General features: G+C 74.5%; 30 protein-coding genes and 1 tRNA gene. 10 read left to right on the plus strand and 21 right to left on the minus strand.

What is annotated here, in order from left to right:
* Nucleotides 1–152 precede the first annotated feature (152 nt).
* Nucleotides 153–1,151 (plus strand): DMT family transporter, encoded by a 999-nt coding sequence (locus tag GD970_RS00810; protein WP_152199626.1) that lies wholly within the window; start codon nt 153–155, stop codon nt 1,149–1,151.
* Nucleotides 1,152–1,203: 52 nt separating this feature from the next.
* Here GD970_RS00810 and GD970_RS00815 read toward each other — a convergent pair whose 3' ends face one another.
* The 5 genes from GD970_RS00815 to GD970_RS00835 all read right to left on the minus strand — a co-directional run bounded on the left by GD970_RS00815 (nt 1,204) and on the right by GD970_RS00835 (nt 5,447).
* Nucleotides 1,204–2,340, minus strand: a complete 1,137-nt coding sequence (locus GD970_RS00815; protein WP_226925033.1) for an alkene reductase — start codon at nt 2,338–2,340, stop codon at nt 1,204–1,206.
* A gap of 9 nt (nt 2,341–2,349) precedes the next feature.
* On the minus strand, nt 2,350–2,631 hold the full coding sequence (locus GD970_RS00820; RefSeq protein ID WP_152199628.1) for a hypothetical protein: 282 nt from the start codon (nt 2,629–2,631) through the stop codon (nt 2,350–2,352).
* A gap of 65 nt (nt 2,632–2,696) precedes the next feature.
* Nucleotides 2,697–3,521, minus strand: a complete 825-nt coding sequence (locus tag GD970_RS00825; protein ID WP_152199630.1) for a pentapeptide repeat-containing protein — start codon at nt 3,519–3,521, stop codon at nt 2,697–2,699.
* Nucleotides 3,522–3,603: 82 nt separating this feature from the next.
* Nucleotides 3,604–4,263 (minus strand): response regulator transcription factor, encoded by a 660-nt coding sequence (locus tag GD970_RS00830; RefSeq protein WP_152199762.1) that lies wholly within the window; start codon nt 4,261–4,263, stop codon nt 3,604–3,606.
* Between the two features lie 32 nt (nt 4,264–4,295).
* Nucleotides 4,296–5,447, minus strand: a complete 1,152-nt coding sequence (locus GD970_RS00835; RefSeq protein ID WP_211489729.1) for a sensor histidine kinase — start codon at nt 5,445–5,447, stop codon at nt 4,296–4,298.
* Nucleotides 5,448–5,613: 166 nt separating this feature from the next.
* Between GD970_RS00835 and GD970_RS00840 the strand changes: the two genes are divergently transcribed.
* A complete protein-coding gene (locus GD970_RS00840) occupies nt 5,614–6,543 on the plus strand; it encodes an ABC transporter ATP-binding protein (protein ID WP_152199635.1) in 930 nt (309 codons plus the stop codon).
* On the plus strand, nt 6,540–7,409 hold the full coding sequence (locus tag GD970_RS00845; RefSeq protein WP_152199637.1) for an ABC transporter permease: 870 nt from the start codon (nt 6,540–6,542) through the stop codon (nt 7,407–7,409). The genes GD970_RS00840 and GD970_RS00845 overlap by 4 nt, the downstream gene beginning before the upstream one ends.
* A gap of 30 nt (nt 7,410–7,439) precedes the next feature.
* Here the strand turns inward: GD970_RS00845 and GD970_RS00850 are convergent, their stop codons facing one another.
* Complete coding sequence (locus GD970_RS00850; RefSeq protein WP_226925042.1) at nt 7,440–8,480, minus strand: Glu/Leu/Phe/Val dehydrogenase dimerization domain-containing protein; 1,041 nt, start codon at nt 8,478–8,480, stop codon at nt 7,440–7,442.
* Nucleotides 8,481–8,761: 281 nt separating this feature from the next.
* On the opposite strand from GD970_RS00850, the gene GD970_RS00855 reads away from it, so the two are divergent.
* A complete protein-coding gene (locus GD970_RS00855; protein ID WP_152199639.1) occupies nt 8,762–9,121 on the plus strand; it encodes a nucleotide pyrophosphohydrolase in 360 nt (119 codons plus the stop codon).
* Between the two features lie 9 nt (nt 9,122–9,130).
* Here the strand turns inward: GD970_RS00855 and GD970_RS00860 are convergent, their stop codons facing one another.
* Complete coding sequence (locus tag GD970_RS00860) at nt 9,131–10,129, minus strand: nuclease-related domain-containing protein (RefSeq protein WP_152199641.1); 999 nt, start codon at nt 10,127–10,129, stop codon at nt 9,131–9,133.
* 119 nt (nt 10,130–10,248) lie between these two features.
* Here GD970_RS00860 and GD970_RS00865 point away from each other — a divergent pair, with 119 nt between their 5' ends.
* Nucleotides 10,249–10,680, plus strand: a complete 432-nt coding sequence (locus GD970_RS00865; RefSeq protein ID WP_211489730.1) for a VOC family protein — start codon at nt 10,249–10,251, stop codon at nt 10,678–10,680.
* A gap of 45 nt (nt 10,681–10,725) precedes the next feature.
* Here the strand turns inward: GD970_RS00865 and GD970_RS00870 are convergent, their stop codons facing one another.
* On the minus strand, nt 10,726–11,202 hold the full coding sequence (locus GD970_RS00870) for a J domain-containing protein (RefSeq protein ID WP_152199644.1): 477 nt from the start codon (nt 11,200–11,202) through the stop codon (nt 10,726–10,728).
* Between the two features lie 199 nt (nt 11,203–11,401).
* The gene (locus tag GD970_RS00875; protein WP_152199646.1) at nt 11,402–11,734 is read right to left on the minus strand and encodes a hypothetical protein; all 333 of its coding nucleotides are present in this window, start codon (nt 11,732–11,734) and stop codon (nt 11,402–11,404) included.
* 140 nt (nt 11,735–11,874) lie between these two features.
* Here GD970_RS00875 and GD970_RS00880 point away from each other — a divergent pair, with 140 nt between their 5' ends.
* Nucleotides 11,875–12,258: a MerR family transcriptional regulator gene (locus GD970_RS00880; protein WP_152199648.1), complete on the plus strand. Its 384-nt coding sequence runs from the start codon at nt 11,875–11,877 to the stop codon at nt 12,256–12,258.
* Between the two features lie 204 nt (nt 12,259–12,462).
* Here the strand turns inward: GD970_RS00880 and GD970_RS00885 are convergent, their stop codons facing one another.
* The 5 genes from GD970_RS00885 to GD970_RS00905 form a co-directional block, all read right to left on the minus strand.
* Nucleotides 12,463–12,897, minus strand: coding sequence for an SHOCT domain-containing protein (locus GD970_RS00885; RefSeq protein WP_152199650.1), 435 nt, complete (start codon nt 12,895–12,897; stop codon nt 12,463–12,465).
* Nucleotides 12,898–12,987: 90 nt separating this feature from the next.
* Entirely contained in the window at nt 12,988–14,343 is a 1,356-nt protein-coding gene (locus GD970_RS00890; protein ID WP_152199652.1) for a dipeptidase, read from the minus strand.
* Nucleotides 14,343–14,789, minus strand: coding sequence for a hypothetical protein (locus tag GD970_RS00895; RefSeq protein WP_152199655.1), 447 nt, complete (start codon nt 14,787–14,789; stop codon nt 14,343–14,345). Before GD970_RS00895 ends, GD970_RS00890 begins: the two co-directional genes overlap by 1 nt.
* Nucleotides 14,786–16,270 (minus strand): APC family permease, encoded by a 1,485-nt coding sequence (locus GD970_RS00900; protein WP_152199657.1) that lies wholly within the window; start codon nt 16,268–16,270, stop codon nt 14,786–14,788. The genes GD970_RS00895 and GD970_RS00900 overlap by 4 nt, the downstream gene beginning before the upstream one ends.
* Nucleotides 16,271–16,423: 153 nt before the next feature.
* Nucleotides 16,424–17,545, minus strand: a complete 1,122-nt coding sequence (locus GD970_RS00905; RefSeq protein ID WP_152199659.1) for a M24 family metallopeptidase — start codon at nt 17,543–17,545, stop codon at nt 16,424–16,426.
* Nucleotides 17,546–17,704: 159 nt separating this feature from the next.
* Here GD970_RS00905 and GD970_RS00910 point away from each other — a divergent pair, with 159 nt between their 5' ends.
* Both GD970_RS00910 and GD970_RS00915 read left to right on the plus strand, forming a co-directional pair.
* Complete coding sequence (locus GD970_RS00910; RefSeq protein WP_152199768.1) at nt 17,705–18,529, plus strand: class II glutamine amidotransferase; 825 nt, start codon at nt 17,705–17,707, stop codon at nt 18,527–18,529.
* Between the two features lie 69 nt (nt 18,530–18,598).
* On the plus strand, nt 18,599–19,096 hold the full coding sequence (locus GD970_RS00915; RefSeq protein WP_152199661.1) for a hypothetical protein: 498 nt from the start codon (nt 18,599–18,601) through the stop codon (nt 19,094–19,096).
* Nucleotides 19,097–19,210: 114 nt separating this feature from the next.
* On the opposite strand, the gene GD970_RS00920 is transcribed toward GD970_RS00915, so the two are convergent.
* Nucleotides 19,211–19,286, minus strand: a tRNA-Ala gene (locus GD970_RS00920).
* A 145-nt stretch (nt 19,287–19,431) separates the two neighbouring features.
* On the opposite strand from GD970_RS00920, the gene GD970_RS00925 reads away from it, so the two are divergent.
* Nucleotides 19,432–19,827, plus strand: a complete 396-nt coding sequence (locus tag GD970_RS00925) for an ankyrin repeat domain-containing protein (protein WP_152199663.1) — start codon at nt 19,432–19,434, stop codon at nt 19,825–19,827.
* Nucleotides 19,828–19,909: 82 nt separating this feature from the next.
* Here GD970_RS00925 and GD970_RS00930 read toward each other — a convergent pair whose 3' ends face one another.
* Nucleotides 19,910–20,803, minus strand: a complete 894-nt coding sequence (locus tag GD970_RS00930; RefSeq protein WP_211489731.1) for an IclR family transcriptional regulator — start codon at nt 20,801–20,803, stop codon at nt 19,910–19,912.
* 9 nt (nt 20,804–20,812) lie between these two features.
* Complete coding sequence (locus GD970_RS00935) at nt 20,813–22,051, minus strand: flavin-dependent oxidoreductase (RefSeq protein WP_152199666.1); 1,239 nt, start codon at nt 22,049–22,051, stop codon at nt 20,813–20,815.
* Nucleotides 22,052–22,434: 383 nt separating this feature from the next.
* Here GD970_RS00935 and GD970_RS00940 point away from each other — a divergent pair, with 383 nt between their 5' ends.
* A complete protein-coding gene (locus tag GD970_RS00940; protein ID WP_152199668.1) occupies nt 22,435–23,442 on the plus strand; it encodes an ABC transporter substrate-binding protein in 1,008 nt (335 codons plus the stop codon).
* A gap of 149 nt (nt 23,443–23,591) precedes the next feature.
* On the opposite strand, the gene GD970_RS00945 is transcribed toward GD970_RS00940, so the two are convergent.
* From GD970_RS00945 to nadD, 4 genes are read right to left on the minus strand one after another with little or no spacing between them, the layout of a single operon-like run.
* Nucleotides 23,592–24,212, minus strand: a complete 621-nt coding sequence (locus GD970_RS00945) for a histidine phosphatase family protein (RefSeq protein ID WP_152199670.1) — start codon at nt 24,210–24,212, stop codon at nt 23,592–23,594.
* Nucleotides 24,209–24,607, minus strand: coding sequence for a ribosome silencing factor (gene rsfS, locus GD970_RS00950; RefSeq protein WP_152199675.1), 399 nt, complete (start codon nt 24,605–24,607; stop codon nt 24,209–24,211). The genes GD970_RS00945 and rsfS overlap by 4 nt, the downstream gene beginning before the upstream one ends.
* Nucleotides 24,608–24,642: 35 nt before the next feature.
* A complete protein-coding gene (locus tag GD970_RS00955) occupies nt 24,643–25,899 on the minus strand; it encodes a hypothetical protein (protein WP_152199678.1) in 1,257 nt (418 codons plus the stop codon).
* Nucleotides 25,896–26,594: a nicotinate-nucleotide adenylyltransferase gene (gene nadD / locus GD970_RS00960; protein WP_152199680.1), complete on the minus strand. Its 699-nt coding sequence runs from the start codon at nt 26,592–26,594 to the stop codon at nt 25,896–25,898. Before nadD ends, GD970_RS00955 begins: the two co-directional genes overlap by 4 nt.
* Nucleotides 26,595–26,605 lie beyond the last annotated feature (11 nt).

Below are 26,605 nucleotides of genomic sequence, written 5' to 3' on the forward strand. Positions count from 1 at the left end.
GGTGTCGATCCGAGCCCGCCTCGTTGCCGGAGCGGCATGCTGGACCAAACCTCACGCCCCGGGATGCTCCGGCGTCTTCCCGGTGTTGACGTCCGCGCGGAGCGCTCGTCCCCGCGGCAGCGGCGGGACGGACCGGGAGAACGGAGCACCACATGGGCCAGGTCACGACCGGGCGCGGCACGGCGATCAAGTTCGCCGCGCTGGCCCTGATGTGGGGGTCGAGCTTCCTGTTCATCCGGGTGGCGGTGGGCGCGCTGGCCCCGGCGCAGGTGGCGCTGGGCCGGTTGGTCGTCGGCGCGGCGACCCTGGCGCTCATCATGACCCTGACGCGGCGGCGCTGGCCGCGCGAGGCGCGGGTGCTCGGCCACCTCGCGGTGGTCGCCGTGCTGCTGTGCGTGGTGCCCTTCCTGCTCTTCTCGTGGGCCGGGCAGCACATCCCCTCGGGCCTGTCGAGCATCTACAACGCGACCACGCCGATCATGACGCTGCTCGTCTCGCTCGTCGCGCTGCCCCAGGAGCGGCTGACCGCGGTGCGGACGGCGGCGCTCGCCCTGGCCGCCGCCGGCGTCGTCGTCATTGCCGCGCCGTGGATGCTGGGCACCGTCCCGCACGGCGAGAACTTCGGCCTCGGCCAGCTCGCCGCACTCGGCGCGACCGCCTGCTACGGCACGGGCTTCGTCTACCTGCGGTGCTTCCTCGCCGGGGTGCGCTACGACGCCGTGACGGTGGCCGCCACGCAGGTGGGCATCGGGGCGTTGATCATGCTCGCGCTCGCCCCGTTCATCGCCCGCGCGCCCGTCCACCTCGACGGCGCCGTCCTCGCCTCGGTGCTCGCCCTCGGGGCGCTGAGCACCGGCATCGCCTACATCTGGAACTTCGACGTCGTGCGCGCCTGGGGCGCCACGGCGGCCTCGACCGTGACGTACCTGACCCCCGTGGTCGGCGTCGTGCTCGGCGCGCTGGTCCTGGGCGAGCGTCTCAGCCTCAACGAGCCGCTCGGCGCCGTCCTGGTCATCCTGGGGATCGTCGTCGGCCAGGGGCACGTGCGCCTGGCCCGCCGGCCGCGGAAGGCCGGCGCGCGCACGGCGCGGCGGGGGCCGCACGGCGCGGGTGCGGAGGAGCCCGTGCCGTCGGAGCAGCGGGTCAGCTGACGCCGTGTGAGCCCCGGTCAGCCGACGCCCGCCGCACCGCCCGCGCCGCGGGTCAGCCGACGCCCGCCGCGGCGTCGGCCAGCGGGTAGTCGTTGTACCCGCGGTCGTCACCGCCGTAGAAGGTGGCGGGGTCGGGTTCGTTGAGCGGCAGGTCCTCGCGCCAGCGGCGCACCAGGTCGGGGTTGGCCAGCACCGGGCGGCCGACGACGACGGCGTCCGCCAGCCCGTCGGCGAGGAAGCCGGCGGCGGCCGTGCGCGTGGTGACCAGGTCGAAGCCGTCGTTGAGCAGGAGGGCGCCGTCGAACTGCCGGCGCAGGCCCTGGACGAGCTCGCCGGCGGGGTCCGGGCTGAGCACGCTGAGGTAGGCCAGGCCGATCCCGGTCAGTCCGGCCACGAGCGCGCCATAGGTGTCGCGGACGTCGGGCACGTGCCGCTCGTCGAGGCTGTTGCGCACCCCGGCGGGCGAGATGCGCAGCCCCGTGCGGTCGGCGCCGACGGCGTCGGCCACCGCGCGGGTGACCTCGACGACGAGGCGGGCGCGGTTGGCGGGGCTGCCGCCGTAGGCGTCGGTGCGCTGGTTGGTCGTCGGCGAGAGGAACTGGTTGAGCAGGTACCCGTTGGCGCCGTGCACCTCCACGCCGTCGAAGCCGGCGTCGATCGCCCGGCGCGCGGCGGCGACGAACTCCTCCACGACCGCCGGCATCTCGTCGGTGCGCAGCGCCCGCGGCACGTAGAAGGGCCGCTCGCCGTCGGGCAGCCGCAGGGTGCCGGGGACCGGGATGGCGCTGGGGGCGACGATGTCGCGGGCCGCGCCGTCGGGCAGGTGCACGACCCGCCCGCCGTGCATGACCTGCAGGACGATGCGCCCGCCGCGTTCGTGCACGGCGTCGGTGACCCGGCGCCACCCGGCCGCCTGGGCGGCGTCGGCGATGCCCGGCTGATTGAGGTAGGTCTGGCCGCGGCGGCTGGGGTACGTGCCCTCAGCGACGATCAGGCCGGTGCCGGCACGGTCGGCGTAGTGGCGCGCCATGCTCTCGGTGGGCACGCCGTCGTCGGTGGCGCGGCGCCGGGTCAGCGGCGCCATGACGACACGGTTGGGCAGCTCCATCCGGCCCACGTGCACCGGGGTGAACAGGTCGGGCGCGGGTGCGGACGCCGCGGCGGGGACGTCTACGAGAAAATCGGTCACCCATCGAGGCTAAGCCCGGCCGGTCGGCTCCTCCGGTGCCGGGCCGCGTGAGATGCCGGACGCGCGCTCGCGTCGGCACTGCTTGACGTAGGAGACGATGCGCTGGACGGTGGCGGCCGCCTGCGGGTCGAGGCGGTGGGTGTCCACCCCGACGCACCGGTCACCGTCCGGCGCGGCGAGCACGCGCACGCTCACGCGCGGGGCGAGGTCCGGGACGATGACGCGCAGGGCGTGCTGGGCCTCGACGACGACGGCGTCGAGGTCGTGCTGCTCGGTTGCCTGGGTGGTCACGACTGATATACGTGCGGGCGCCGCCGGTGGATGCACCCGGCGTCCGGTCCGGCGCCGACGCGAGGTCAGGCGCCGGCGCCCCAGTGGCCCGGCCGGGTGAGCGCGGGCGGGAGGCGGGTGGCGCCATCGCCCTTGGCCGCGGTGACCTGCGGCTGGGTGAGGAAGAGCGCGCCGGTGAGGTCGGCGCCGGCGAGGTCCGCGTCGCGCAGGTCCGTCCCGATCAGGTCGGCCCGCCGCAGGTCCGCCCCGCGCAGGTCGGCGGCGATGAGCAGGGCGCCGCGCAGGTCGGCCCCGCGCAGGTCCGCGCCGTGCAGGTCCGCCCCGAGGAGGTCGGCGTGGCGCAGCCGCCGGCCGGGGGCACCAGCGCGGGCGAGCTCGCTGGCGCGCAGCAGCAGCGGGTTGACCCGGGCGCGGTGGGCGGCGACGTCGAGGGCGAGCAGCTCGTCAGCGCCGGCGGCGGCCAGCCGCTCGGTCTCCGCCTCCGCGGCGGCGAGCGCGGTGTGGAGCGAGCGGGCGGCGGGGAGGGTGCGGGCCTCGGCGAGGTAGACGAGCATCTCGTGGAGCTGCCGCACGACGGGGAAGACCGCGAACATGCGGCGCGCGGTGCCCGGGTCCTCTCGCCAGGAGCGGCCCGCGAACGTGGCCTGGGACACCCGCTGGCCGGCGCCGAAGCAGTCGTAGACGGTGCAGCCGGGGAAGCCCTCCCGCCGCAGCCGGCTGTGGATGCCGCAGCGGTAGTCGGCCTGGAGGTTCCGGCACGGCTCCCCGGCCGGCTTGTCGATGGCGAAGTCGGCCGAGGCGGTCAGCGGCAGCGCGACGCAGCACAGCCCGAAGCAGCTCGCGCAGTCGGCGCGCAGGGCGCCGATTGATGGGGCGGGCAGGGCGGGCACGGGGACTCCTCGGGCGCCGGGCGGCTGGGGCGGGGTCCATTGTCCCCCAGCGGCGGGCGGTGCCTCGCCCCTCCGGCTGCCCTCACTCCTCCACCCGCAGGCCCGACTCGTAGGCGAAAACGACCAGCTGGGCCCGGTCGCGCGCGCCGAGCTTGAGCATGGCCCGGCCCACGTGGGTGCGCACGGTCGCGGGGCTGACGGTCAGCGCCGCGGCGATCTCGTCGTTCGACCGGCCCGTCGCGACCCAGGCGACCATCTCCCGCTCGCGCTCGGTCAGCCGCTCCAGGCCCGGCCGCGGGGCCTGGGCGGGCCGGGCCCGCCGGGCGAACTCGCTGATGACGGTCCGGGTGACCGACGGCGCGAGGAGGGAGCCGCCGTCGGCCACCGCCCGCACGGCGCGCAACAGCTCCGCGGGGTCGGCGTCCTTGAGGAGGAACCCGCTCGCCCCGCCGCGCAGGGCCTCGAAGACGTACTCGTCGAGCTCGAAGGTGGTGAGCATGAGGACCCGCACGCCCGCCAGCGCGGCGTCGGCGGTGATCTGCGCGAGGGCGGCCAGGCCGTCGACGCCGGGCATGCGGATGTCCATGAGGACGACGTCGGGCCGGGTGGCGCGCACGGCCGCGAGCGCCTCGCGCCCGTCGCCCGCCTCGGCGACCACCTCCAGGTCGTCCTCGGCCTCGAGGATGGTGCGCAGCCCCACCCGGACCAGGCTCTGGTCGTCGACCACCACCACGCGGATCACCGGCCCGCCTCCACCGCCGTCCGCCGTGCTGCTCACGACGCCTCCTCCCCGACCGGCCGGTCGCCGTCGAGCGGCCACGACGCCCGCACCCGGACCCCGCCGCCGGGATGGCCGCCGACCTCCACGCTCCCGCCGGTGCGCACCGCCCGCTCGCGCATGCCGGCGATGCCGCTGCCCTCGACCAGCCCGCCGGCCGGCGGGCCGTGGCCGGTGTCGGCGACCTCGACGGTCAGCCGGCCCGGCGCCCGCCGCACGCGGACGACGGCGCCGGCCGCCCGCCCGGCGTGGCGCAGCACGTTGGTCAGCGCCTCCTGCACGATGCGATAGGCCGCCCCGGCGACGTCGTCCGGCACGCCGTCGGCCTGGCCGACGTCGAGGCGGACGTCGAGGCCGCCCGAGCGCACCCGCTCCACCATCGCGGCCAGGTCGGCCAGGCCCGGCGACGGGGCGCGCGGGGCGCCGCCGCGCAGGGCGACGACCTCGGCGCGCAGCCCGTCGAGGGCGTCCTTGCTCGCGGTGCGGATCGCCTCCAGCGCCGCGCGCGCCTTGGCCGGGTCCCGGTCGAGCACGTGCAGCCCGGCCCCCGCCTGCATCGCGATGACCGCCAGCCCGTGCCCGACGACGTCGTGCAGCTCCTGGGCCATGCGCAGCCGCTCGTCCGCCACCGCCCGCAGCGCCTGCTCCTCGCGCACGCGGGCCGCCGCCTCCCGGCGGGTGCGCACGGCGACCCCGATGGCCAGCGGCAGCGCCGTCCACACGAGCACCCCGAGCACGTGGGTGAGCGCCTCCGGCCAGGCGCGCACGACGTCGCGCACGAGGATGACCGCGACGAGCACCACGGCGTCGGTCGCCCCGGCGACCACCGCGGTGCGCAGCGGCACCGACGCGGCCAGCAGCCCGGCGGCGACCGCCGCAGTGATCATGATGGGGCCGTAGGGATAGCCGACGCCGAGATAGACGGCGACCAGGGCGCTCGTGGCGACGAAGACGGCGAGCGGGTGCCGCCGCCACGGCACCAGCGCGGCGGCGGCGAGCGTGGTGAGCGCGTACGTCCAGGCGTCCAGCGGGGCGGCCTGGGGCTGGTCCTGCCCGGCTCCCCCGGTCCCCGCCAGCGCGAACAGCGCCAACGCCACGGCGAGCAGCACGTCGCCGGGCCGGATCCCGCGCGGTTCGTCGGCCGCCACGGCGCCCACGATAGGGGCGGGCGGCCCGGACCGCGTCCGCCTCGAGGCGGCGCCGACCTACACAGATCCGCGTACGGTCCCGCCGCCCGGCCCGCGCGGAACCTCGTACACCGGTGCCGCCCCGGGGCCGACGACGCCCGGCGCGCCGCGGCGGAGCCTGGGAGGCATGAACACCGCGATCGTCACCACCGACAAGCTCACCAAGGTCTACGGACCGCGCCGCGCCGTCGACGCCGTGTCCATGACCGTCCGGGCCGGGGAGGTCTACGGCTTCCTCGGTCCCAACGGCGCGGGCAAGACCACCACCATGCGGATGCTGCTCGGGCAGGTCCGCCCCACCGCCGGCACCGCCACCGTGCTCGGCGCCCCGCCCGGCACCCCGGCGGCGCTGGCCCGCATCGGCGCCCTGGTCGAGGGCCCGGGCTTCTACCCCTACCTGTCCGGGCGGGAGAACCTGCGGGTGCTGGCGACCTACCGCGGCCTGGACGTCCGCGCCGCCGACGCCGCGCTGGCCCGGGTGGACCTCGCCGGCCGCGCCCGGGACCGGTTCCGCACCTACTCCCTCGGCATGAAGCAGCGCCTCGGCGTGGCCGCGGCGCTGCTCGGCGAACCCGACCTGATCGTCCTCGACGAGCCCACCAACGGCCTCGACCCCGCCGGCATGGCGGAGATGCGCGACCTCCTCGTCGACATCGCCGCCGGCGGGCAGACCGTCCTGCTCTCCAGCCATCTGCTCGCCGAGGTCCAGCAGATCTGCGACCGGGTGGGCGTCGTCGCCCAGGGCCGCCTGCTCGCCGAGAGCACCGTCGCCGAGCTGCGCGGCGGGGCCGGCCTGCGGCTGCGCGCCGACCCGCTCGAGACCGCCGCCGCCGTCGCCACCCGCGTCCTGGGCCCGCACGCCGTCGCGATGGTCGACGACGACCACGGGGATCCGGCGCTGCGGCTGGCCGCCGGGGCCGAGGCCGTGCCCGACCTGACCCGGGCACTGATCGCCGCAGACCTCGACGTCCACGAGATCAGCCCGCTCGAACGCTCCCTGGAGGAGGTCTTCTTCGAGATGACCGCCGCCGTTCCCGCCCTGGAGGTGTCCCGATGACCGCCCTGACCGCGCTGACCCGATCCACCCGCGCCGAGCTCCGCCGCCTGTGGCGCTGGCCCGCCACGTGGGTGCTGGTCGGGGTCTGGGCCGTGCTCAACCTGCTCTTCGCCTACGCCTTCCCGTGGATCGGCTATCGCGGCGGGGGCGGGCCCGACGCCGCGGCGGGCACCCCGCCCGAGGCGCTGCTCGCCGGGCTGCTGCCCGCGAACGTGCCCGCCACGCTCGTCCAGGGCATGCCGATGTTCGGCGGGGCGGTCGTCATGATCCTCGGCGCCCTGGCCATCGGCAGCGGCTACGCGTGGGGCACGTGGAAGACCGTGCTGACCCAGGGGCCGGGCCGCCTGGCGGCGTTCGGCGGCACCCTGGTCGCGCTGGCAGTGACGGTCGTCGGGCTCGTGGCGCTGACCACCGCGACCGACCTGGCCACGGCGCACCTCGTCGCCGCCGTGGAGGGCGGCTCGACCACCGGGCCGGCCGCGGGCGACCTGGCGCAGGCGATGGCCGCGGGCCTGCTCATGCTCGGCATGTGGGCGGCGGGCGGCGTCCTCGTCGGTGCGCTGGCCAAGGGCCCGGCGCTCGCCGCCGGCCTGGGCCTGGTGTGGGCGCTGGTGGTGGAGAACCTGCTGCGCGGGGTGTCCGGGCTGATCGACGGGATGGCGACCCTGACCGACCGGCTGCCCGGCTCGGCCGCGGGCTCGCTGGCCGGGGCGCTGGGCGCCGTCGGGGTCAACCCGCGCGGGGAGGGCACCCCGGGGGTGCTCACCGTGCTGGACGGCGCCGCGGCCGCGTGGCTGCTCGCCGGGTACCTGGTGGTCTTCGCGGTCGTGGCGCTGGTGCTGGTGCGGCGCCGGGACCTCACCTGAGCGCGCTCGACGGCGGGGCCGCGCCGCCGATCAGCGCCGCAGGTACGGGAACCTTGCCCCGATGGCCGCGATGCGCTCCTCGGCGAGGTGGTCCGCGGCCCGCGCCGGGCTGATCCCCTGCTCGGCGGCCCGGGCCAGCACCGCCTCGGTGGTGGCGAACAGGCCCTCCACGCGGTGGCGGGCCCGCTCCATGTCGAAGCCCTCCTCCTCGTCGCTGACCTGGATGACCCCGCCGGCGTTGACGAGGTAGTCGGGGGCGTAGGTGATGCCGCGCTCGAGCAGCCGCTCGGCCAGGTGCCCGGCGCCGTCGTCGGCCAGCTGGTTGTTGGCCGCGCCGCAGACGATCTTCGCGCTCAGCGCGTCCACCGTGGCCCGGTCCAGCGCCCCGCCCAGGGCGCACGGGGCGTACACGTCCAGCGTCGAGCGCACCAGGGCGTCCGTGCCGGCGACGACGTCGACCGCGGGGTGCTCGGCCCGCACGCGCTCGACCGCGCGGGTGCTGACGTCGGTGACGACGACCTGCGCGCCGGCGTCGACCAGGTGGCCCACCAGCAGGTGGCCGACCTTGCCCACCCCCGCCACCCCGACGGTCCGGCCGCGCAGGGCGTCGCTGCCCCACACGTGGGCGGCGCAGGCGCGCATGGCGGTGAAGACCCCGAAGGCGGTCAGCACCGAGGAGTCGCCGGAGCCGCCGTGGACCTCGCTGCGCCCGACGACGTGGCCGGTCTCGCGGTGGATGACGTCCATGTCGGCGACGTAGGTGCCGACGTCGCAGGCGGTGACGTACCGCCCGCCCAGGGACTCCACGAACCGGCCGTACGCGCGCAGCAGCGCCTCGGACTTGTCCCGGGCGGGGTCGCCGATGATGACGGCCTTGCCGCCGCCGTGGTCCAGCCCGGCGAGGGCGCACTTGTAGGTCATGCCCCGCGACAGGCGCAGGACGTCGGCGAGGGCGTCGTCCTCGGTGGGGTACGGGTAGAACCGGGTGCCGCCGAGGGCCGGGCCGAGGGCGGTGCTGTGGATCGCGATGATCGCCCGCAGGCCGCTGGCACGGTCGTGGCAGTAGACCACCTGCTCGTGCCCGTGCTCGGGGTCGAACGGCCCCGGGGAGCGGAAGGCGGTGGTGCGTTCGGAGGTGGTCGGGTCGAGCTCGGGGTGGGTCAACAGGCTCACGACGACTCCTTCGTCATCTCGTGGATGCGACGGCGCCGGGCGGGGGTGTGCCCGGTCACCGCCTCCAGGGTAGGTCCGGCGGTGAGCGCCGGCAGCCCGAGAAACGGTGGGTTTCCGCCGGTCGGACGGGTGGCGGAGCGCTACGCCGGCCGCCACCCACCCTGCGGTAGACAGGAGGCATGGACATCTCCGACGTGCGCACCCGGCTGCGTGCCTTCGCCGACGAGCGGGACTGGAACCAGTTCCACACGCCCCGCAACCTCACCCTCGCCCTCGTCGGCGAGGTGGGCGAGCTCGCCGAGCTCATGCAGTGGCGCAGCGACGACGACGTCCGGGCCTTCGCGGCGACCGCCGCCGGCCGGGAGGCCCTCGCCGACGAGCTCGCCGACGTCTTCACCTACCTCGTCGAGGTGGCCGACGCGCTGGGCATCGACCTCGACGCCGCCGTCCATGCGAAGATCGACAAGAACGCGGTGAAGTACCCCGTCGAGCTCTCGCGCGGGTCGAACGCGAAGTACACCGAGCTGCCGGGCCGGTAGCGGCGCGGCTCACGCCGACGCGGCTCCCTCGCCGGCGGTCCACGTGGACGACCGGCGGGCCGCGGCGTAGAGGGTCGCCACCCGGGCGCCGTCGAGCACCTTCGGCCGCCCGGCGAGCCACCGGCCCAGCCGCACCCGCTCGACGACGGCGACGCCGGCCGGCGCCGCCCGGACCACCACCTCCTTGGCCCGCACCGGCACGACCAGGCCGGTCACCGCCACCTCGAACCCGCACGCGGCGGTGAGCCGCCGGGCGGCGTGCGCCGCCTCGGCCCGGCTCTGGCCCACGTACGGCTGCGGCACGTCGTCGACCAGCAGGCTGTCGCCGGACACCCGCACCCGCGCGCCCGGGTGGTGCACGGCCCTGATGGTGAACACCCCGGCCGGGCCGATGACGACGTGGTCGATGTCGCATCCCTCGGGACCGACCGGCAGGGCGTGGAGCATGCGCCAGCGCGGGTCGCGGCGCACCAGCCGCTCCAGGCCCGCGGCCACGCGCTCCTCGGCCCGCGCCGCCACGCGGCGGGCGCGCTCGGGGGTAGGCAGGCCGATGACCCGGGCGACGAACGTGCGCACGGGCGCCTCCCGCCGCAGCTCCCCAGCCTGCGCGCGCGGTACCGCCCCGGGCCGGCGTCCGGCCAGGTCCGTCCATCCCCCGCCGAGCGCGGCGAGCGCGACGTCGTGGTCGCCGCCCGCCGCCTCGGCGCGCTCGCGCCAGGTGGCGAGGGCGCCGTCGAGGGCTGCGGCGCCGCCCGGGGCGGCGGGGTGCGCGGTGAGGGTGACGAGGTCGTACCAGCCGACGAGGGCGCCGTCCGCCGCGGTGACGTAGAGGCGGTCCTGGCCGTAGCGCTGCCAGCGGCGCACGTGAGTACCGCGGGAGGCGCCGGCGCGGCCGCCCCGGGCGCGGCGGGCAGCGCGGCGGCCGGGCGCGGCGGGGTGGGCGTCCTCAGCGGTGAGGACGGGCATGCGCTGGGCCATGGGGCGGATGGTGCCAGCAGCGCGTGCCACGCGCTCGTTGTAGGGCGAGGCACCCCCGAGGACTGGGGGCCACGGGAAAAAGCCCTTCCGCCTCGCCGAGGCCTCGGCAAGAATCGGCCCACCACCCGACCGACCGAGGGAGACCGATCGTGGCGACCGTCCGGCTCAACCCGTATCTCAGCTTCCGCGACACGGCCAAGGAGGCCATGGAGTTCTACCACTCGGTCTTCGGCGGCGAGCTCAACACCAGCACCTTCGGCGAGTTCCACGCGAGCGAGGACCCTGCCGAGCAGGACAAGATCATGCACGCCATGCTCGAGACCCCGGGCGGCCTGGTGCTCATGGCCGCGGACACCCCCAACAGCATGGACCTCACGCCCGGCGACAACCTCGCGGTCTCGCTCAGCGGCGACGACGAGGCGGAGCTGCGCGGGTACTGGGAGAAGCTGTCCGACGGCGGGCAGGTCACCATGCCGCTCGAGAAGGCGCCGTGGGGCGACCACTTCGGGATGTGCACCGACAAGTTCGGGATCCACTGGCTGGTCAACATCGCCGGCGAGGGCGGCGGCGAGCAGCCCTGACGGCGCGGCCGCGCCCCTGCCTCCGCGCCTCCTGGGGCTCACGGGTCAGCGCCAGCCCCACAGCAGCGCACGGATGAGGTCCTCGAGGCCGGCCGGGGCTGCGCGCCGGCCGGGGCGGTGCGACGGCGGGGTGTCGCCCTCGTAGTGCACCGGCCCCACCCGGATCTCGATGCCGGGGTGCATCGGGGCGCCGGCGCGGACCTCGGTGCTCACCCTGATCTCGGCGCCGGTCCAGACCTCGGCGCCGGCCCGGACCGTCGAGTCGGTGGGCGCGACGGCGGCGTCCCTCGCACGCCGGTCGCGGTCGTACGCCGCCCGGCGAACGTCGTCGTGCAAGGTGGCATACGCGGCCATGACCTGCCGGAGCGCGCGGTCGTGGTCGCCGACGGCGTCGCCGGGCCCGGGAGCGGTCCGGCTGTCGGGGTGGTGGCGGCGGACGAGTGCGCGGTAGGCGTGGGAGATCTGCTCGGGCGTCGCCGTCGGCGGCACCCCGAGCACCTCGTAGGGGTCCTGCTCACTCATGGCACGGTCCCAACTGGGCACGATGAGGCGGCTGGTCCGCCCCCGCTGCCCTGTGCGGGCGGACCAGCCGCGGAATGCGTGGACTACCGGGCCGCGCCGGCATGGATCGTTCGCCCTGATCGCTGGGGCCGGGTGCTTCGTGGAGCTCGCCGGCCAGAGGGTGCGCCTCGCCGCGCGCCCGGGTAGCCGTCAGATGTGCTCAACGTGCGGGTATCACCTCCCCTGTCCTACGGGTCGTCGGCGCCTCTGGCGGCGGTCCGCGGCCTCGGGCCCAGCCGTCCGCGCCCGGGTGCCGGGGCCGCGCCCGCAGGATTGGGCGCGACGCCGGGCGCCGGTACCGCTCCCACCCCTCTGCCGTGGGGTCGGCCGGCCGTCCGGGCGACGGCGGATGAGGACCGTCCCAGGCGCGCGCGACGATCTCGTCGAACTCCGCGGCGAGCAGCTCGTCGTCGTCGCAGACGAGCTCCAGGAACTGCTCGTGCACGGCCGGCATCGCGGCGTCCGGCCGCGGCGCCGGGTCGGTGAGCATCATCGGGCGATCACCTGCCTGTCCCTCAGGCTGATGGGCCTTGATTCCTCGAGTCGGCGACGCGGATCTGTGTCAGCCGACACAAATTATGTAACACGGGTGGCATCGTTCGTGCAAGGGTACGAGGGAAGTTCGGAGGTGGCATGAGCGCGACGGCAGCGGAGGGTCGGAGCGGCCCCGCCGGTGAGCGGGGTGTCTTCGGCATCTCCGTCGCGGCCGAGATGGTGGGGATGGACCCGCAGAGCCTGCGCCTGTACGAGCGGCGCGGGCTTCTCCAGCCCGACCGCACGCCCGGGGGGACCCGGCGCTACAGCGCCGACGACGTCGCCCGGCTCGGCCGCATCGGCGAGCTGCTCGAGGCCGGGCTGAACCTCGCGGGCGTCGCCGCGGTCCTCGGCCTCGAAGCCGACAACGCCGAGCTGGCCGCCGACAACGCGAGCCTGACGGCCGACAACGCCGAGCTCAGCGCCGACAACGCCGAGCTGGCCGCGGACAACGCCCGACTGCGCGCCGAGCTCGGGCGCTAGGCCGACCGCGCGCTCCGCCGAGCTCGACGCGCCGGGCGGCGCGAGACCCGGGGACGACGTGGCCCGGGGACGACGGCGTCGCTGGTCCGCCCCCGCGACCCTGCGGGAGCGGACCAGCGTCGGTGGACGCCACCGTCCGCCGAGCCCGGTCGTCGAACCGGGCAACGCGGCGTGGGCGACGCGGCGGCACGCCGCGTTGTGCGGTCAGGCCTGCCCTGCGGGCGAAGTCGGCATCGAGGACGTCCGGCTGTTGCTCCCGAGCGCCTGCGCCTTGAGCGCCTCGTACTCCGCTGGTGTGATCGCGCCGCTGTCGAGCATCTCCTTGGCCTTGGCGATCTCGTCGGCCGGGCTCGAGGACGCAACGTCGCGGATGTACCGGTCGGTGGCGGCCTTCTGCGCCTCCATCTGCCGCATGTTCCGCTCGGCCATCCCCCGGCCCCGGGCGATGAGGTAGATCAACGCCGCGAGGAACGGGAAGAACAGCAGGAAGAGCAGCCACAGGGCCTTGAACCAGCCGTTGAGCCGGTGGTCACGGAAGATGTCCGTGATGATCGCGAACAACGCCCAGAGGTAGGCGATGAAGAGGGTGAACCACAGGGTCCACCAGAGGATCTGCCAGAACTGCGACCAGAAGTCCATCCGGACCACCTTCCCGTGTGTGGCGACACGACGAGCGTCGCGCGAGTGCTGTTTCAGTACCTCCCCCGCGTCGGGTGATTCCGAGTGCGGTCATCTGAAGTAGCGGGGGTAGAGCTGCAGGAAGAGCGCCTCGGAGTGGGCCATGGCCGCGATCTCCCGCGGGTCGACGCTCTCGTTGGGGGCGTGGATGAGGGCCTGCGGCTCCTCGACCCCCATGAGGATGAGCTCCGCGTCCGGGTAGGTCGCCGCGAAGACATTGCACAGGGGGATCGACCCACCCTGCCCGAGCGTGCTCATCGGCTTGCCGAACGCCTCCCGCATCGCCTCGGCGATGGCCCGGTAGGCGGGCCCGTCCACGGCGGCCTGGAAGGGTGAACCGGTCGCCTCGGTCTCGACCGTGACCCGCACGCCCCAGGGGGCGGCGGCGTGGAGGTGGTCCGCCAGAGAGGCCCTGGCGGCGTCGGGCGCGAGGCCCGGCGGGATACGCAGGTTCAGACGCGCAGCCGCGCGCGGGGAGATCGCCGCGGCCGAGCCCAGCACCGGCGGGCAGTCGATCCCGAGGACGGTGACCGACGGCCGCGCCCACAGCATGTCCGAGACCGTGCCGTCCCCGAGAAGCTCGACCCCCTCGAGCACTCCGGCGTCCTGGCGGAACTGCTCGGGCGGGTAGGGCGCCCCGGACCATCCGCGGGTGCCGTCCAGGCCGGCGACGGTGGTGTTGCCGCGGGCGTCGCGCAGCGAGGCCAGCATGGCGATGAGCGCGGCCAGCGCATCGGGCGCCGCTCCGCCGAACATTCCGGAGTGCAGCTCGGTGGCGAGAGCTTCGACCGTCACGACGACGTTGACCATGCCGCGCAGGCTGACGGTCACGGCCGGACTGCCGACCGCCGCGTTACCCGTGTCGCAGACGAGGATGGCATCCGCACGCAGGAGGTCGGCGTGGGTCGGGACGAACGCTTCCAGTCCCCCGGTCCCCTGTTCCTCCGAGCCCTCGACGACGAGCTTGAGATTGACCGGGATGTCGGCGCCGAGAGCCCGCAGCGCGGCGAGGTGCATGACGATGTTGCCCTTGCAGTCGGCCGCGCCCCGGCCGTACCAGCGCCCTCCGACCGTCGTCAGCTGGAACGGCGGGGTGTGCCAGGCCCTCTCGTCGAGCGCCGGCTGCACGTCGTAGTGGGCGTAGAGCAGCACCGTGGGAGCACCACGGTCGGCGCACGGCCGCGAACCCACGACCGCCTGGCTGCCGTCCGCCGTCTGCTCGAGGTGTGCGTCGCCGAAGCCGACGCCGACGAAGCGGTCCGCGACCCACCGGGCTGCCTTCTCGCACTCCTCGGGCGGAGACTGCCGAGGGTCGGCCACCGACCGCAGCGCGACAAGCTCGGCGAGCTCGTCCCGGGCCAGCGGCATGAGGTCGGTCACGCGCGCGCTGAGCTCGGCGGTGCGCATCAGCCCGCGACCTTCTCGTCGAGCTTGAGCCCCTCCACCGTCTGGACGAACTCGGGCAGCTGGTCCGGGCAGTACACCTGCATGATCGCCAGCTGGCCCTGGACCACCTTGTTGTCCGCGATGACGGGCCGGTAGCCGGGGCCTGCCGCCCCGTTCGCCAGCTGGCCGAGGAAGATCGCGCGGCTCAGCGCGTCATTGGGGTTGGCGCACACCGCGCCGCCGTCCGCGCCAAGCACATGGACGATCTGCTCGCGGGACGGCGCCCGCGCCCCACGGTCCTCCAGCAGCGCGATGAGCTCGTCCGCCTTGCTCTGGGCCGCCTGCGTGACGCGTGCACCGCGGAAGGCGAGCAGGCCGCCGACGGCGAGCGCGACCAGGAGCACGATCGCCGTGATGTACAGCCACGAGCGCTGCCGTCGGGTCGTGGTCTCCTCCACCGTGCTCATGACGTCACCTCTTCCGCCTCTGGCTGCCGCCAGGAGGGCTTGCGCAGCCGGTAGAACAGGAACGGCACCAGCAGGCCGAGGCCGAGGGCGCCGCCCGCCACGATCACGAAGTAGATGCCCTCGTTGCCGCCGCCGAACTGCGACGGTGGGATGAATCCGACGAGGAGCGCGGCGAGGGACGCGGCGAACCCGACCCCGCACAGGGAGACCAGCATCGGGGCGCGGTATCCGCGGGGGTGGTCGGGGTGGCTGCGGCGCAGCTTCACGGCCGCGACGAACATGAGGAGGTACATGATGAGGTAGACCTGCGTGGTGATCACCGAGAAGAGCCAGTACGCGCTGGAGACGCTCGGGATGAGGGCGTAGCCGAGCGCGATCACCGTCGTGACCACGCCTTGCGTCACGAGGATGTTCTGCTGCACGCCGTGCTTGTTCAGCCTCTGCAGGAACGGCGGGAGGTACCCCTCCTGGCGGGAGATGAGCAACAGCCCCTTGGACGGGCCCGCCAGCCACGTGAGCATCCCGCCGAGGGAGGCGGTGACCAGCATGATGCCGAAGATCGGCGTCAGCCACTGCACCCCGAACTCCCCGAAGATCGCGTCGAACGCCTGCATGATCCCCGCGGTGAGCGAGAGCGTCTCGGCCGGAACGATCCAGCTGATGGCGAGCGCGGGCAGGATGAAGATCAGCAGCACCAGGCCCATGGCGAGGAAGATCGCCCGCGGGAACTCGCGGGCCGGTTCCTTCAGCGAGGACACGTGCACCGCGTTCATCTCCATCCCGGAGTAGGACAGGAAGTTGTTGACGATGAGCACGAGGCTCGCCAGGCCGGCCCACTGGGGCAGGAAGTGGTCGGCGGTCATCGGAGCCGCCGACGGGTTGCCTTGACCGAGGAACACCAGGCCGAGGACGACCAGCACCACGCCGGGGATCAGCGTGCCGATGATCAGGCCGCCGCTCGCGAGGCCGGCCACGCCCTTGGTGCCACGGGAGGACACCCACACACCCGTCCAGTAGACGACCACGATGACCAGCGCCGTCCACACGCCGCTGCTGGCCAGAGCGGGGTTGAAGACGTACGCGAGCGTGCTGGCCACGAAGCCCAGCAGGCTCGGGTAGTAGAAGATCGTCATCGCGAACTGGCACCACACGGCGAGGAACCCCATGGGCTTGGAGATGCCGAGTGCCACCCAGTTGTAGACCCCGCCCTTCCAACCCGAGGCCAGTTCCGCGGAGACGAGCGAGGTGGGCAGCAGGAAGACGATGGCGGGGAGCAGATACAAGAACACCGCCGCCAGCCCGTAGACGGCCATCGTCGGCGCCGGTCGCAGGCTCGCGACGGAGCTGGTCGTCATCAACGCCAGTGCGACCCACGAGATGTAGTTGGCAGCAGGCGGGCGCGTGCGCGTGTCAGGCGGCGCCGGCACCTTCTCGGCGCTCACCTGTCTCGCCCCCGCCCCGAGCACCAAGCGCGCTCCCATGATGCGGCATGCGTGACCATCGCCCTCGCCCCACTTCGTCGTAGGTGGACAGGCCAAAGGTAGGGACGCGGCTTTTCGGTCACCTCATCCGGGCGGGACTACCGTGCGCCCCCCGTCCCACTCAACGACGCTTACCGGACGCAGCTCCCCGTCCTACTCGACGACGCGGAGATCGCGCTCGGTGGTGTTGAGCCGGCGGCCGCCGTCGTGCTCCACGGTGACGATGTCCTCGATGCGCACGCCGAACCGGCCCGGGAGGTAGATGCCCGGCTCGATGGAGAAGCACATGCCCGGCCGGAGCTTCTGGTGCTCGCCCTCGACGAGGTAGGGCGGCTCGTGCGTGGTCACTCCGATGCCGTGGCCCACGCGGTGGATGAATCGGTCGCCGTACCCGGCCTCGGTGATCACCCGGCGGGCCACCCGGTCGATCTCCTGGCAGGTCACCCCCGGCCGGACGGCCTCGAAGGCCGCCTGCTGGGCGTGGCGGACGACGTCGTGCACCCGGCGCACCTCCGCGCCCGGCTCGCCGACCGACACTGTGCGGGTGGTGTCCGAGCCGTAGCCGTGCATGAGCCCGCCGAAGTCGAGGACGACGACGTCGCCCGGCTCGATCACCCGCTCCCCCGCCTCGTGGTGGGGGTTGGCGCCGTTGGGGCCGGACCCGACGATGGTGAAGTCCACCTGCTCGTGCCCGTGGGCGCGCAGCAGGTCCGCCAGGTCGGCGGCGACGTCCGCCTCCCGTCGGCCCGCGAAGCGCGCGCCGACGATGTCCTCGTAGGTGGCGTCCGCGGCGGCCCCGGCCGCCGTCAGCCGGGCGAGCTCGGCGGGGTCCTTGACGGCCCGCAGCATGGGTAGGGACTCGCCGAGGCCGCGGTACCGGCTGCGGGGCAGGGCGCGCTGCAGGCCGAGCAGGTGCAGGGCCCAGGCGCCGTCGGAGATCGCGAAGCGCCCGTCGGGCCGGAGCAGCTGGGCGACGACGTCGTAGGGGTCGGCGCCGTCGGCCCAGCCGACGACCTCGAAGATGTCCGCGCCGGGCGCCGCCTCGGCGTCCGGCCGTTCCAGGGTCGGCGCGACCAGGGTCGGCTCCTGGTCGGGCCGCAGCAGGAGGAGCGTGAGCCGCTCGGTAGGCGGGGGCTGGTACCCGGTGAGCCAGACGAGGTCCGGCCCGGGGGCGACGAGGACGCCGTCCAGCTCGGCCTCGTGCGCCTCGTGGACCGTGCGCATGAGCCGGCGGGCGTAGTCGTCGCTCGTGAAGGGCGCGAGGGAGGTCGTCATGGTGTTCTCCGTCCTCGGTACATCAGTGGCGTCAAGCTGTGACCGGCGCTGCGGCCACCACCGAGCATGCCCGCTCATCGGCGGTTTCACCCGCCTCACCCCACCCGGATGATGCCACCCCGCCGAGACGAATGGTTCGGTCGGCGCATGTGCAGATGGATGGCGTACTCCGGCCGGCCCATCCTGGCCGAGGACCTCCTGTTCCGGCCGGAACACTCCCTGATCGACCAGAGCCTGCACTCCCGCCTCGGGGCAACCACCACGAACGGCGACGGCTTCGGCATCGGCTGGTACGGCGAGGGCGACGAGCCCGCGCTGTTCAAGGGCGTCGACCCGGCGTGGAACGACCGCAACCTGCGCGAGATCTCCCGCCAGATCCGCACGCCGATGTTCTTCGCGCACATCCGGGCCTCCACCGGGACCGCGGTCCAGCGCAGCAACTGCCACCCCTTCCGGCACGGGCGGTGGCTGTGGATGCACAACGGCGTGGTGGCCGGCTTCCACGACCTGCGGCGCGACCTGGTCATGGCCGTCGATCCGGAGCTCTTCCCGGACATCGAGGGGACGACGGACTCCGAGCTCCTCTTCTTCCTGGCCCTCACCTTCGGCCTCGAGGAGGACCCGATCCCCGCGGTCGAGCGCGCGGTGGGCCTGGTCGAGGACGTCGCCGCCCGGCACGGCGTGCCCCACCCGGTGCAGATGACCGTGGCGACCACGGACGGCGTGGGCATGTGGGCGTTCCGGTACGCCAGCGCGGGCCAGGCGCGCTCGCTGTACTTCTCCACCCGGGTGGACAAGCTCGCCGCCCTGCACCCGGAGGTCGAGGTGCTGCACGAGCTGGGCACCGAGGCGCGGTTCATCGTCTCCGAGCCGCTGCGCGACCTCAGCGGGGCATGGAACGAGGTCCCCGAGTCCTCCTGCGGCTTCGTCCGCCCCGGGGAGGCAGAGATGCTGCCGTTCCGGCCGCTGCTGGCCGCGGCCTGACGCCCGGCGAGGCACCCCGGACCGACACCCACCCGTGGACCCCGGCGGCGCCGTCGGAGGAGGTTGGCCATGACGGTGCACCCCCGGATCCTCACCCACCTGGGCTCGGGACAGGTCTCGCGGGTGGTGTACGGCTCGATCATCGGGCTCGCGCTCGTCCTGACGCTGGAGGCCCATCCGCCCGCGCCCCCCGCCGCCGTCGGCACCCTGCTGGCCACCGCCCTGGCCGTCGCGCTCGCCGAGCTGTACAGCGAGCACCTGGGGAGCCGGGCGCGGGCGAGCATGGGCGGGCATCGCGAGCCGCCGCGCGCCATCACCGAGAACGCGGTGGCCGTCGCCTTCGGGATCGCCTTCCCCAGCGTGTTCTTCCTCGCCGTCGTGCTCAACGTGATGGCCTACGAGACGGCGTTCGCGGTGGCCAAGTGGTCCGGTCTCGCCCTCATCGCCGGGTACGGGTTCCTGGCCGCGCGTCTGACCGGTGCCGGGATGCTCCGCGCCCTGCTGGAGGCCGGCGCCGTGGCGGCCATCGCCGCGATCCTCATCGCCCTCAAGGCGCTGGTGCACTGAGCGCGCCTCGTCGAGACCGCCCGCGGCGCTCTGCCGACGGCGCTCCACGCGCCGTCGAGAGACGAAAAAACCCCCGAACCGAGCGTTCGGGGGTTCCGGATCTCGTGAGACCCTTGGTGGAGCTAGAGGGATTCGAACCCTCGACCTCTTCCATGCCATGGAAGCGCGCTACCAACTGCGCCATAGCCCCTTGCTGTACTGCCTGCCCCGTGGGGCGTTGACTACTTTAGGGCATCGCCGTCCGCGAGTGCTAATCCGAGACCCCCTCGGAGCGCGTGAGCCTCGCCACCCCCGTGCCTGCGGCGGGTCACCTTGACGCCTCCTACCCTGTCCCCATGACCGCTCCCACGCCCGACGAGGCCGCCATCGCCTACGCCCACCAGCTGTTCGACCTCGCCCGGGCGGGCGGGACGGCGGACCTGATGGCCGCCGTCGACGCGGGCGTGCCGGTCAACCTCACCAACGCCAAGGGCGACACGCTGCTCATCCTCGCCGCCTACCACGAGCACGCCGAGACGGTGCGGGAGCTGGTGGCCCGCGGAGCCGACGTCCACCGCCTCAACGACCGCGGCCAGAACGCCCTCGTGTGCGCCGTCTTCCGGCAGAACGAGGACATCGCGGCCATGCTGGTCGAGGCCGGCGCCGACCCGGCGGCCGGCACACCGTCGGCGCTGGAGACCGCGCGCTACTTCCAGCTGCCGCAGATGACCGCACTCCTCCAAGGACGCTGACGCCGTTGCGTCAGGCCTCCAGCCCCGCCGCGGCGACCTCCGGGACCATGTCGGCACGGGCGGAGCGGCCGCCGAGCGGGGACTAGGCCTGGGCGCCGGTGCGTAGGAAGTCGTCGCTGATCGCCAGGCCCGCCCGGTGCATGCGGCTGACGACGAACGGGACCCGGGCGGCCGGCATCCGCTCCGTCGGGGCGGCGACGGCGACCGCGCCCACGGGCTGGCCGGCCTGGTTGCGCACCACCACGCCCAACGCGGCGACGCCCTCGGCGCTCTCGCCGTAGTTCGTGGCGTAGCCCGCCCGCGCCACCTCCTGCAGGTGCCGCTCGACGTCGTCGAGGGTCTGCAGCGTGGCACCGGTGAGCGTCTGCAGCCCGCGCGGGTAGAGGGCGCGGACCTGTTCCGGGGGCAGGGCGGCCAGGATGGCCTTGCCCGCCGCGGTGGCGTGGGCGGGGAGCACCAGCCCGGTGCGCAGACCCACGCGCACCACCTGGGCACTCTCCACCCCGTCGAGGAACCGCGCCCCGTTGCCCTCCAGGCGCACGAGGTGGACCGTCTCGCCCACCTCCTGGGCCAGGGCCTGCAGGTGGGGGTGGGCCACCTGGCGCAGGTCCAGGCGGGCGATGGCCCGCAGGCCGGCGTCGGCGAGGGCCGGCCCCGGTGTGTAGGTTCGGTCGGGGCCGTCCTGGGCCGCGAAGCCGCGGAACTTCAGCGTGGCGAGCAGGCGGTGCGCGGTGGAGCGGGCGATGCCCAGCAGCTCCGCCGCCTCGGACACGCGGAGGCGGCCGCGCTCGTCGAGGGCCTGCACGAGGCGCAGCGCGTTGTCGACGGAGTCGAGGCTGTACGCCGGCGCCGGGGAGCGCCACTCGCCCGGGCGCGGGTCGTGAACCGGCGCGGGCGACTCCCCCGGGCGCGGCTCACGGCCCGGGGAGGGCCACTCGCCCCGGCCCGGCTCGCGGCCCGGCTCGGCCGCCGTCACCGCACCACCTCACTGCTGGGTGCGCAGGATGTCCTTGTCATACGCCGCGATGCGCTTGTAGCTGTTCGAGATGGCAGCCATCTCGTCGGTGCCGATGACGTCCTCGATCCGGCGGAACGGGCGGTCAGCGGTGCGCTCGTACACCTCCTTGAGGATGGTATCCGGCGGCGTGCGCCGGTTGGCCTCCACCACGGCCGCCGTGGCCGGGCGCCGTTGCTCCTCGTAGCGGCGCAGCGCGTCCAGCGGGTCCGGAACCTGCTCCAGTGCCAGGCGCAGCGCCCGGGCGTCGAGGATGGCCTGGCCCGCGCCGTTGGAGCCGCGCGGCACCATCGGATGGGCGGCGTCGCCGAGGAGCGTGGCGTGCCCGAACGTCCAGCGCGGCAGCGGGTCCTGGTCGACCATGGGGTACTCGAGGACGCGCTCGGCGCCCCGGATGAGCGCGGGGACGTCCAGCCAGTCGAAGTGCCAGTCCTCGAACACGTCGATGAAGTCCTCGACCCGGCCCTCGCGGTTCCAGTCCCGGCGGGCGGGCCGGGGCCGCTCGACCTCGGCCACCCAGTTGACGAGCTGCGTGCCGTGGCCGTCGATGTCGTCGCGCACGGGGTAGATGACCATCTTGCCGGAGGCCAGCCAGCCGGCGCGGACCATGCTCGCGCCGGTGAGGAACGGCTGCCAGGGCGTGACCCCGCGCCACATGGTGACGCCGGAGTACAGCGGGTCGCCCTCGTCCGGGTAGAACTGCTTCCGCACCGCCGAGTGCACGCCGTCGCAGCCGACGACGACGGAGCCGCCCAGCTCGTACCGCGCCCCGGAGGACTCGTCGACGACCTCGACGCGCACGCCGTCACCGTCCTCGGCCACCCGCACGACCCGCTGGCCGAGGCGGACGGCGTCGGCCCCGAGCCGCTCCTGGACGATCCGGAGGAGGGTGAGCTGGAGGTCGCCGCGGTGGATGGACAGCTGGGGCTGGTCGTACCCGGCGTACCGGCCGGCCGGCTCGCGGTAGACGAACTGGCCGAACCTGTTGAAGAACACCGACTCCTGGGTCGCGATGCCGACCTTCTCGAGCTCGCCGGCGACGCCGAGCCTGTCCAGCACCTGCGTCGCGTGTGGGAGGAGGTTGATCCCGGCGCCGACCGGCTCCAGGTGCGGCGCCGCCTCGAGCACGCGACACGGGATGCCGGCCTGGTGCAGCTCGAGGGCGAGCGTCAGACCGCCGATTCCTGCTCCCACGATCAGGACGTCCACGCCATCTCCCTCGTCCACCGCCGGCCCAGCTGCCGGCGCCACCACGGTAGGGAGCCGCGCGAGCCCCGCCCACGCCCGGGCGTCGATCGTTCGCCATGGCGGAACTTGTCTCGTTGGCGACGTAGCCGCCGTCGGGCACGCAAAGGCCGCCCCGCGGCCCGTGCGCGCTCACACAAGACTGCCGCGCCCGCCCCGCCCGGCCGGCGCACGCCCGCACCCGACGGTTCGTCATGGCAGAACGTGCGGGTCGGTGCGGTTCCCGCGGGCGGACTCCGGCCTACGGTGTCCTCGGCCCGCAAGGGACATAGGTCCCACCGCCGGGGCCAGCGCCGTCGCCGCGCCCTCCGGCGCCGCGGGAGCACGCGCGCCAGGGAGGAACTGAGATGAGACGCGGTGTGATCGCGGCGGTGGCCGCCGTCTGCGCAGCGACGATGATGACGCTCGGAGCCTGCGGCTCCACCGACAAGGGCGGCACCCCGAGCGCCAGCGCGAGCAGCGCGGCGTCCGCCGGGACCCTGACGACCGTGCGGATCGGGGAGACCGCGGGGATCCCCTCGGCCTTCCTGGCCTATGGCGAGCAGCTCGGCACCTTCAAGGACCAGGGCCTCGCCCTCGAGGTCGACACCTCCGCCGGCGGGGCCGCGACCATCCCCGCCCTGGTCAGCGGCAACTACGACCTCGCGGGGTCCAACACCGTCAGCGTGCTCCGGGCCGGCGCCCAGGGACTGCCGCTGCAGGTCGTCGCCTCGGGCACCTTCGCCACCACCGACCCGCAGAACGACTTCTCCGCGGTGCTGGTGCGCCCGGACGGCAAGATCACCGACGCGGCCGGCCTCGCCGGCAAGACCATCGCGGTCAACACCCTCGAGAACATCGGGGACATCACCATCACCGCGGCGCTGAAGAAGCGCGGGGTGGACACCTCCGGCATCCACTTCGTCGAGATCGGCTTCCCGGACATGCTCGCCGCCCTCGCCAACGGCAACGTCGACGCCGCCTGGGTGATCGAGCCGTTCCTCGCGATCGGCAAGCAGCACGGCGACGTGCCCGTGCTCTATCCCTACGTGGAGGCGAAGGAGGGGCTCCAGGTCGGCTCGTTCGTCGCCACGAAGCAGTACCTCGGGCAGCACGGCGACGTGGTGCAGCGCTTCCGCGACGGGGTCGCGGCCACCGCCGAGGCCATCGCCAAGGACCCCGACGCCTTCAAGAAGGCTCTCGTCGACATCGCGAAGATCGATCCCGCCGTGGCGTCCGACGTCGTGCTCCCGGAGTGGAAGGGGCCGGTCGACCTCGATTCGCTGACGTTCCTCGCCGACGAGATGCGCCAGCAGGGCGTGGTCGACAAGGACATCGACGTCGAGTCCCTCGTGCCGGCCGACGCCCGCCAGTAGCACCACGAGCCGCAGGGCGGGGACAACGGCGTCCCCGCCCTGCGCCCGCGCCGCGCAGCCAAGACGCCCATTGCCGGCGACCAGAAGGGCAGGCGGGCGGCAGCCAGGAGGGCAGGCTGGCTGCGACCAGAAGGGCAGGTGGGCTGCCGTCAGTCCCCGGCGCCGACGTTGTACCCGGCCATCCGCCAGGCCGGCGCGCGCCCCCGGTTGGGGTGCATGGACGTCCAGCGGCAGTTCTCCAGGCCCACCAGGCCGAACCACTCCCCCGGCTCCAGGCCGAGGAGGACGGTCTGCCCGCAGGTGATGGCGGCGCCGTGGGCGACGACGACGAGCACGTCCTCGCGGCCCAGGTCCGCCGCGGCCTCCTCGACCGCCTCGGCCACCCGCGCCCCGCACGCGGCGCGCCCCTCGGCCTCGATGCCCCGCGGCTCGTGACCGCGGCGCCACGCCGCGTACGCCTCGGGCCAGCCCCCCTCGATCTCCGCGTGCGTCAGGCCCTCCCACACCCCGAAGCTGCGCTCGCGCAGCCGGACGTCCGTCGTCGGCTCGAGGCCGAGCAGGCCGCCGAGGGCCCGGGCGGTGTCGCTGGCCCGGACCAGGTCGGAGCTGACGATCCGCGTCGGCTCGAGCGTGGCCAGCACCTCGGCGGCGCGGGCGGCCTGCCGGCGGCCGGTCGCGTTGAGCGCGATGTCCGACTGGCCCTGCAGCCGCCCGGAGGCGTTGTACTCGGTCTGCCCGTGGCGCCAGAGGATGACGGTGCCGGCGGTCATGCCCCGGCCGGCTCCGCGCCGTCGGTGGGGGCGTAGAGGTCGGCGGGCAGGTCGACGACGGGGCAGTCCTTCCACAGCCGCTCGAGGGCGTAGAACTCGCGGTCCTCCTCCTGCTGGACGTGGACCACGATGTCCTGGAAGTCCATGAGCACCCAGTGGGCCTCGTTCAGGCCCTCCTTGCGCAGCGCCTTGGCGCCCTCCTTGTGCAGGGCCTCCTCGATCGCGTCGACGATGGCCCGCACCTGGCGGTCGTTGGCGCCGGAGGCCACGAGGAAGACGTCGGTGAGCGCCAGCCGCTCGCTGACGTCCAGGGCGATGATCTCCTGGGCCTTCTTGTCGGCCGCGGCACGGGCCGCGACGACGGCAAGGTGGCGGGAACGGTCGTCAGCGGGCACGGGTCTCCTTCAGGTCGGCTGCGGACCTGGCGATCCTACGCGAGCAACCGGGCACGGACGACGGCGAGCACCCCGTCCAGGGCCTGGGCACCGGCCCCGCTCTGGCCGTCACCGCCGAAGGCGAGCAGGCCGATGAGGAGGCCGATGATGATGGCCGCGACGAGGAGGATGACGATCTTGACGACCGAGGTGGCGGGGTTCTCCCGTTCCTCGTCCAGGTCGTCCTCGTCGTCCCAGGCGTCCTCGGGCGAGTGCGCCGAGGCGCCGGTGACGGTCCGGGCGGTCTCGCTCATCCGCTCGCGCAGCGGGCGCCGCGCCTCGGCCTCGCGCAGCGCACGCCGGCTCGCGGTGTCGCCGGCCTCGTCCGGGGAGGCGCCGGTGGCCGCGCTGTAGTCGGCCAGGGTGGTCCACTGCGGCCGGGCCGGTTCCTCGTCGTCGAGGTCGCGCGCGGGGTCGTCCGCCTGCTGCTCGGCGCCGTCGGCGACGTCGTCCTCGTCGTCCCACACCGGGGTGGGCATGGCCATGGTGCTCTCGAGCTCGGGCTCCGGCTCCGGCTCCGGCTCGGGAGCGGGCGCGACGGCGGGCACGGTGATGGTGTGGGCGTCGATGACGGGCAGGTTCACGGCCGAGGCCCAGTCGGCGGGGTCGGTCGGGCTGTCGGGTGCGGGCAGCGCGGACAGGGGTGCCGCGGCCGGCACGGGCTGGATCCCGGTGAGGGTGCCGGTGGCGTCCAGGCTGCGCATGCCCTTGGCGGCGTGCGGGGCCCGGACGACGGGGCGCCGGCCGGGGCGCTCGAGCTCGGCCTGGCGGGCCGGGGCCCCGGCGAACGCCGGCTCGGGCGACGGGGCGGGCCCGGCCGGGCGTGCCGGGCCAGGCTTGGCCGGGGCGGGGACGTCCTGGACGGCCGTGGCCCGCGCCCGGGCCGCACCGGCCGGGGCGGACCCGGCCGACGCAGACCCGGCCGGCGTCGGAGCCGCCGAGGAGGGCCCGTCCGCGGGGGCGGACCCGTCGCGGCGCTCGCGCCGGCGCACGGGCGTGCTGTCCGACGACCCGGCGGCGCGCGCGACGGCCTGGTCCGAGCTCAGCGGGTTGCCCTGCTCGTCGCGCAGCTGGAGCTCGCCGGTGGCGATGGCCTGGCGGCGGGCCTCCTCCTCGAGCTGGCGGCGACGGATCTCCTTGCGGGTCAGCGGCCGGCCCTCGCGCTCGGCCTGGGCGGCGGCGGCGCGCTCGGCCTCGCGCCGTCGGCGCCGCTCCCCCAGCCCGCCGGTCTCGGTGCTCGGCTCCTGGCTCACTTCGCTGCCTCCACGATGCGCGGCGGGACGTCGGCGCGCGTGGCCGCGACGTCCCGGTCCATCGTCAGCCGGCCCACGCCGGCCTCGCCGTCCTCGGGCAGGTACAGCCCGTACTTGGCGATGTACTGCACGACGCCGTCGGGCACGAGGTACCACACCGGCTTGCCCGCCCGGACCCGGGCGCGGCACTCCGTGGAGGAGATGGCCATGGCCGTGACCTCCATGAGCGAGACCCCGGCGGCGGGCAGACCCGTCATGTCGAGGTCGTGCCCGGGGCGCGTGACCCCGATGAAGTGGGCCAGCGACCAGAGCTCGTCGGCGTCCTTCCAGGTGAGGATCTGGGGCAGCACGTCGGCGCCGGTGATGAAGAACAGCTCCGCGTCGGGCAGCTCGCGCCGCAGGTCGCGCAGGGTGTCGATGGTGTAGGTGGTGCCGGGCCGGTCGATCTCCATCCGGGAGACCGTGAAGCGCGGGTTGGACGCCGTCGCGATCACGGTCATGAGATAGCGGTGCTCGGCGGCGGTGACGTCGTTGCCCTGCTTGAAGGGCTGCTCACCGGTGGGGACGAAGATGACCTCGTCGAGGTTGAAGGCGTCGCGCACCTCGCTGGCGGCCACGAGGTGGCCGTGGTGCACCGGGTCGAACGTGCCGCCCATGACACCGATCCGGCGCCTCTGCTTCGCACCCCACGCCATGCTCGTGTCCC

The sequence above is a fragment of the Georgenia thermotolerans genome (assembly GCF_009193185.1).
In the GTDB taxonomy this organism is placed as follows: domain Bacteria; phylum Actinomycetota; class Actinomycetes; order Actinomycetales; family Actinomycetaceae; genus Georgenia; species Georgenia thermotolerans.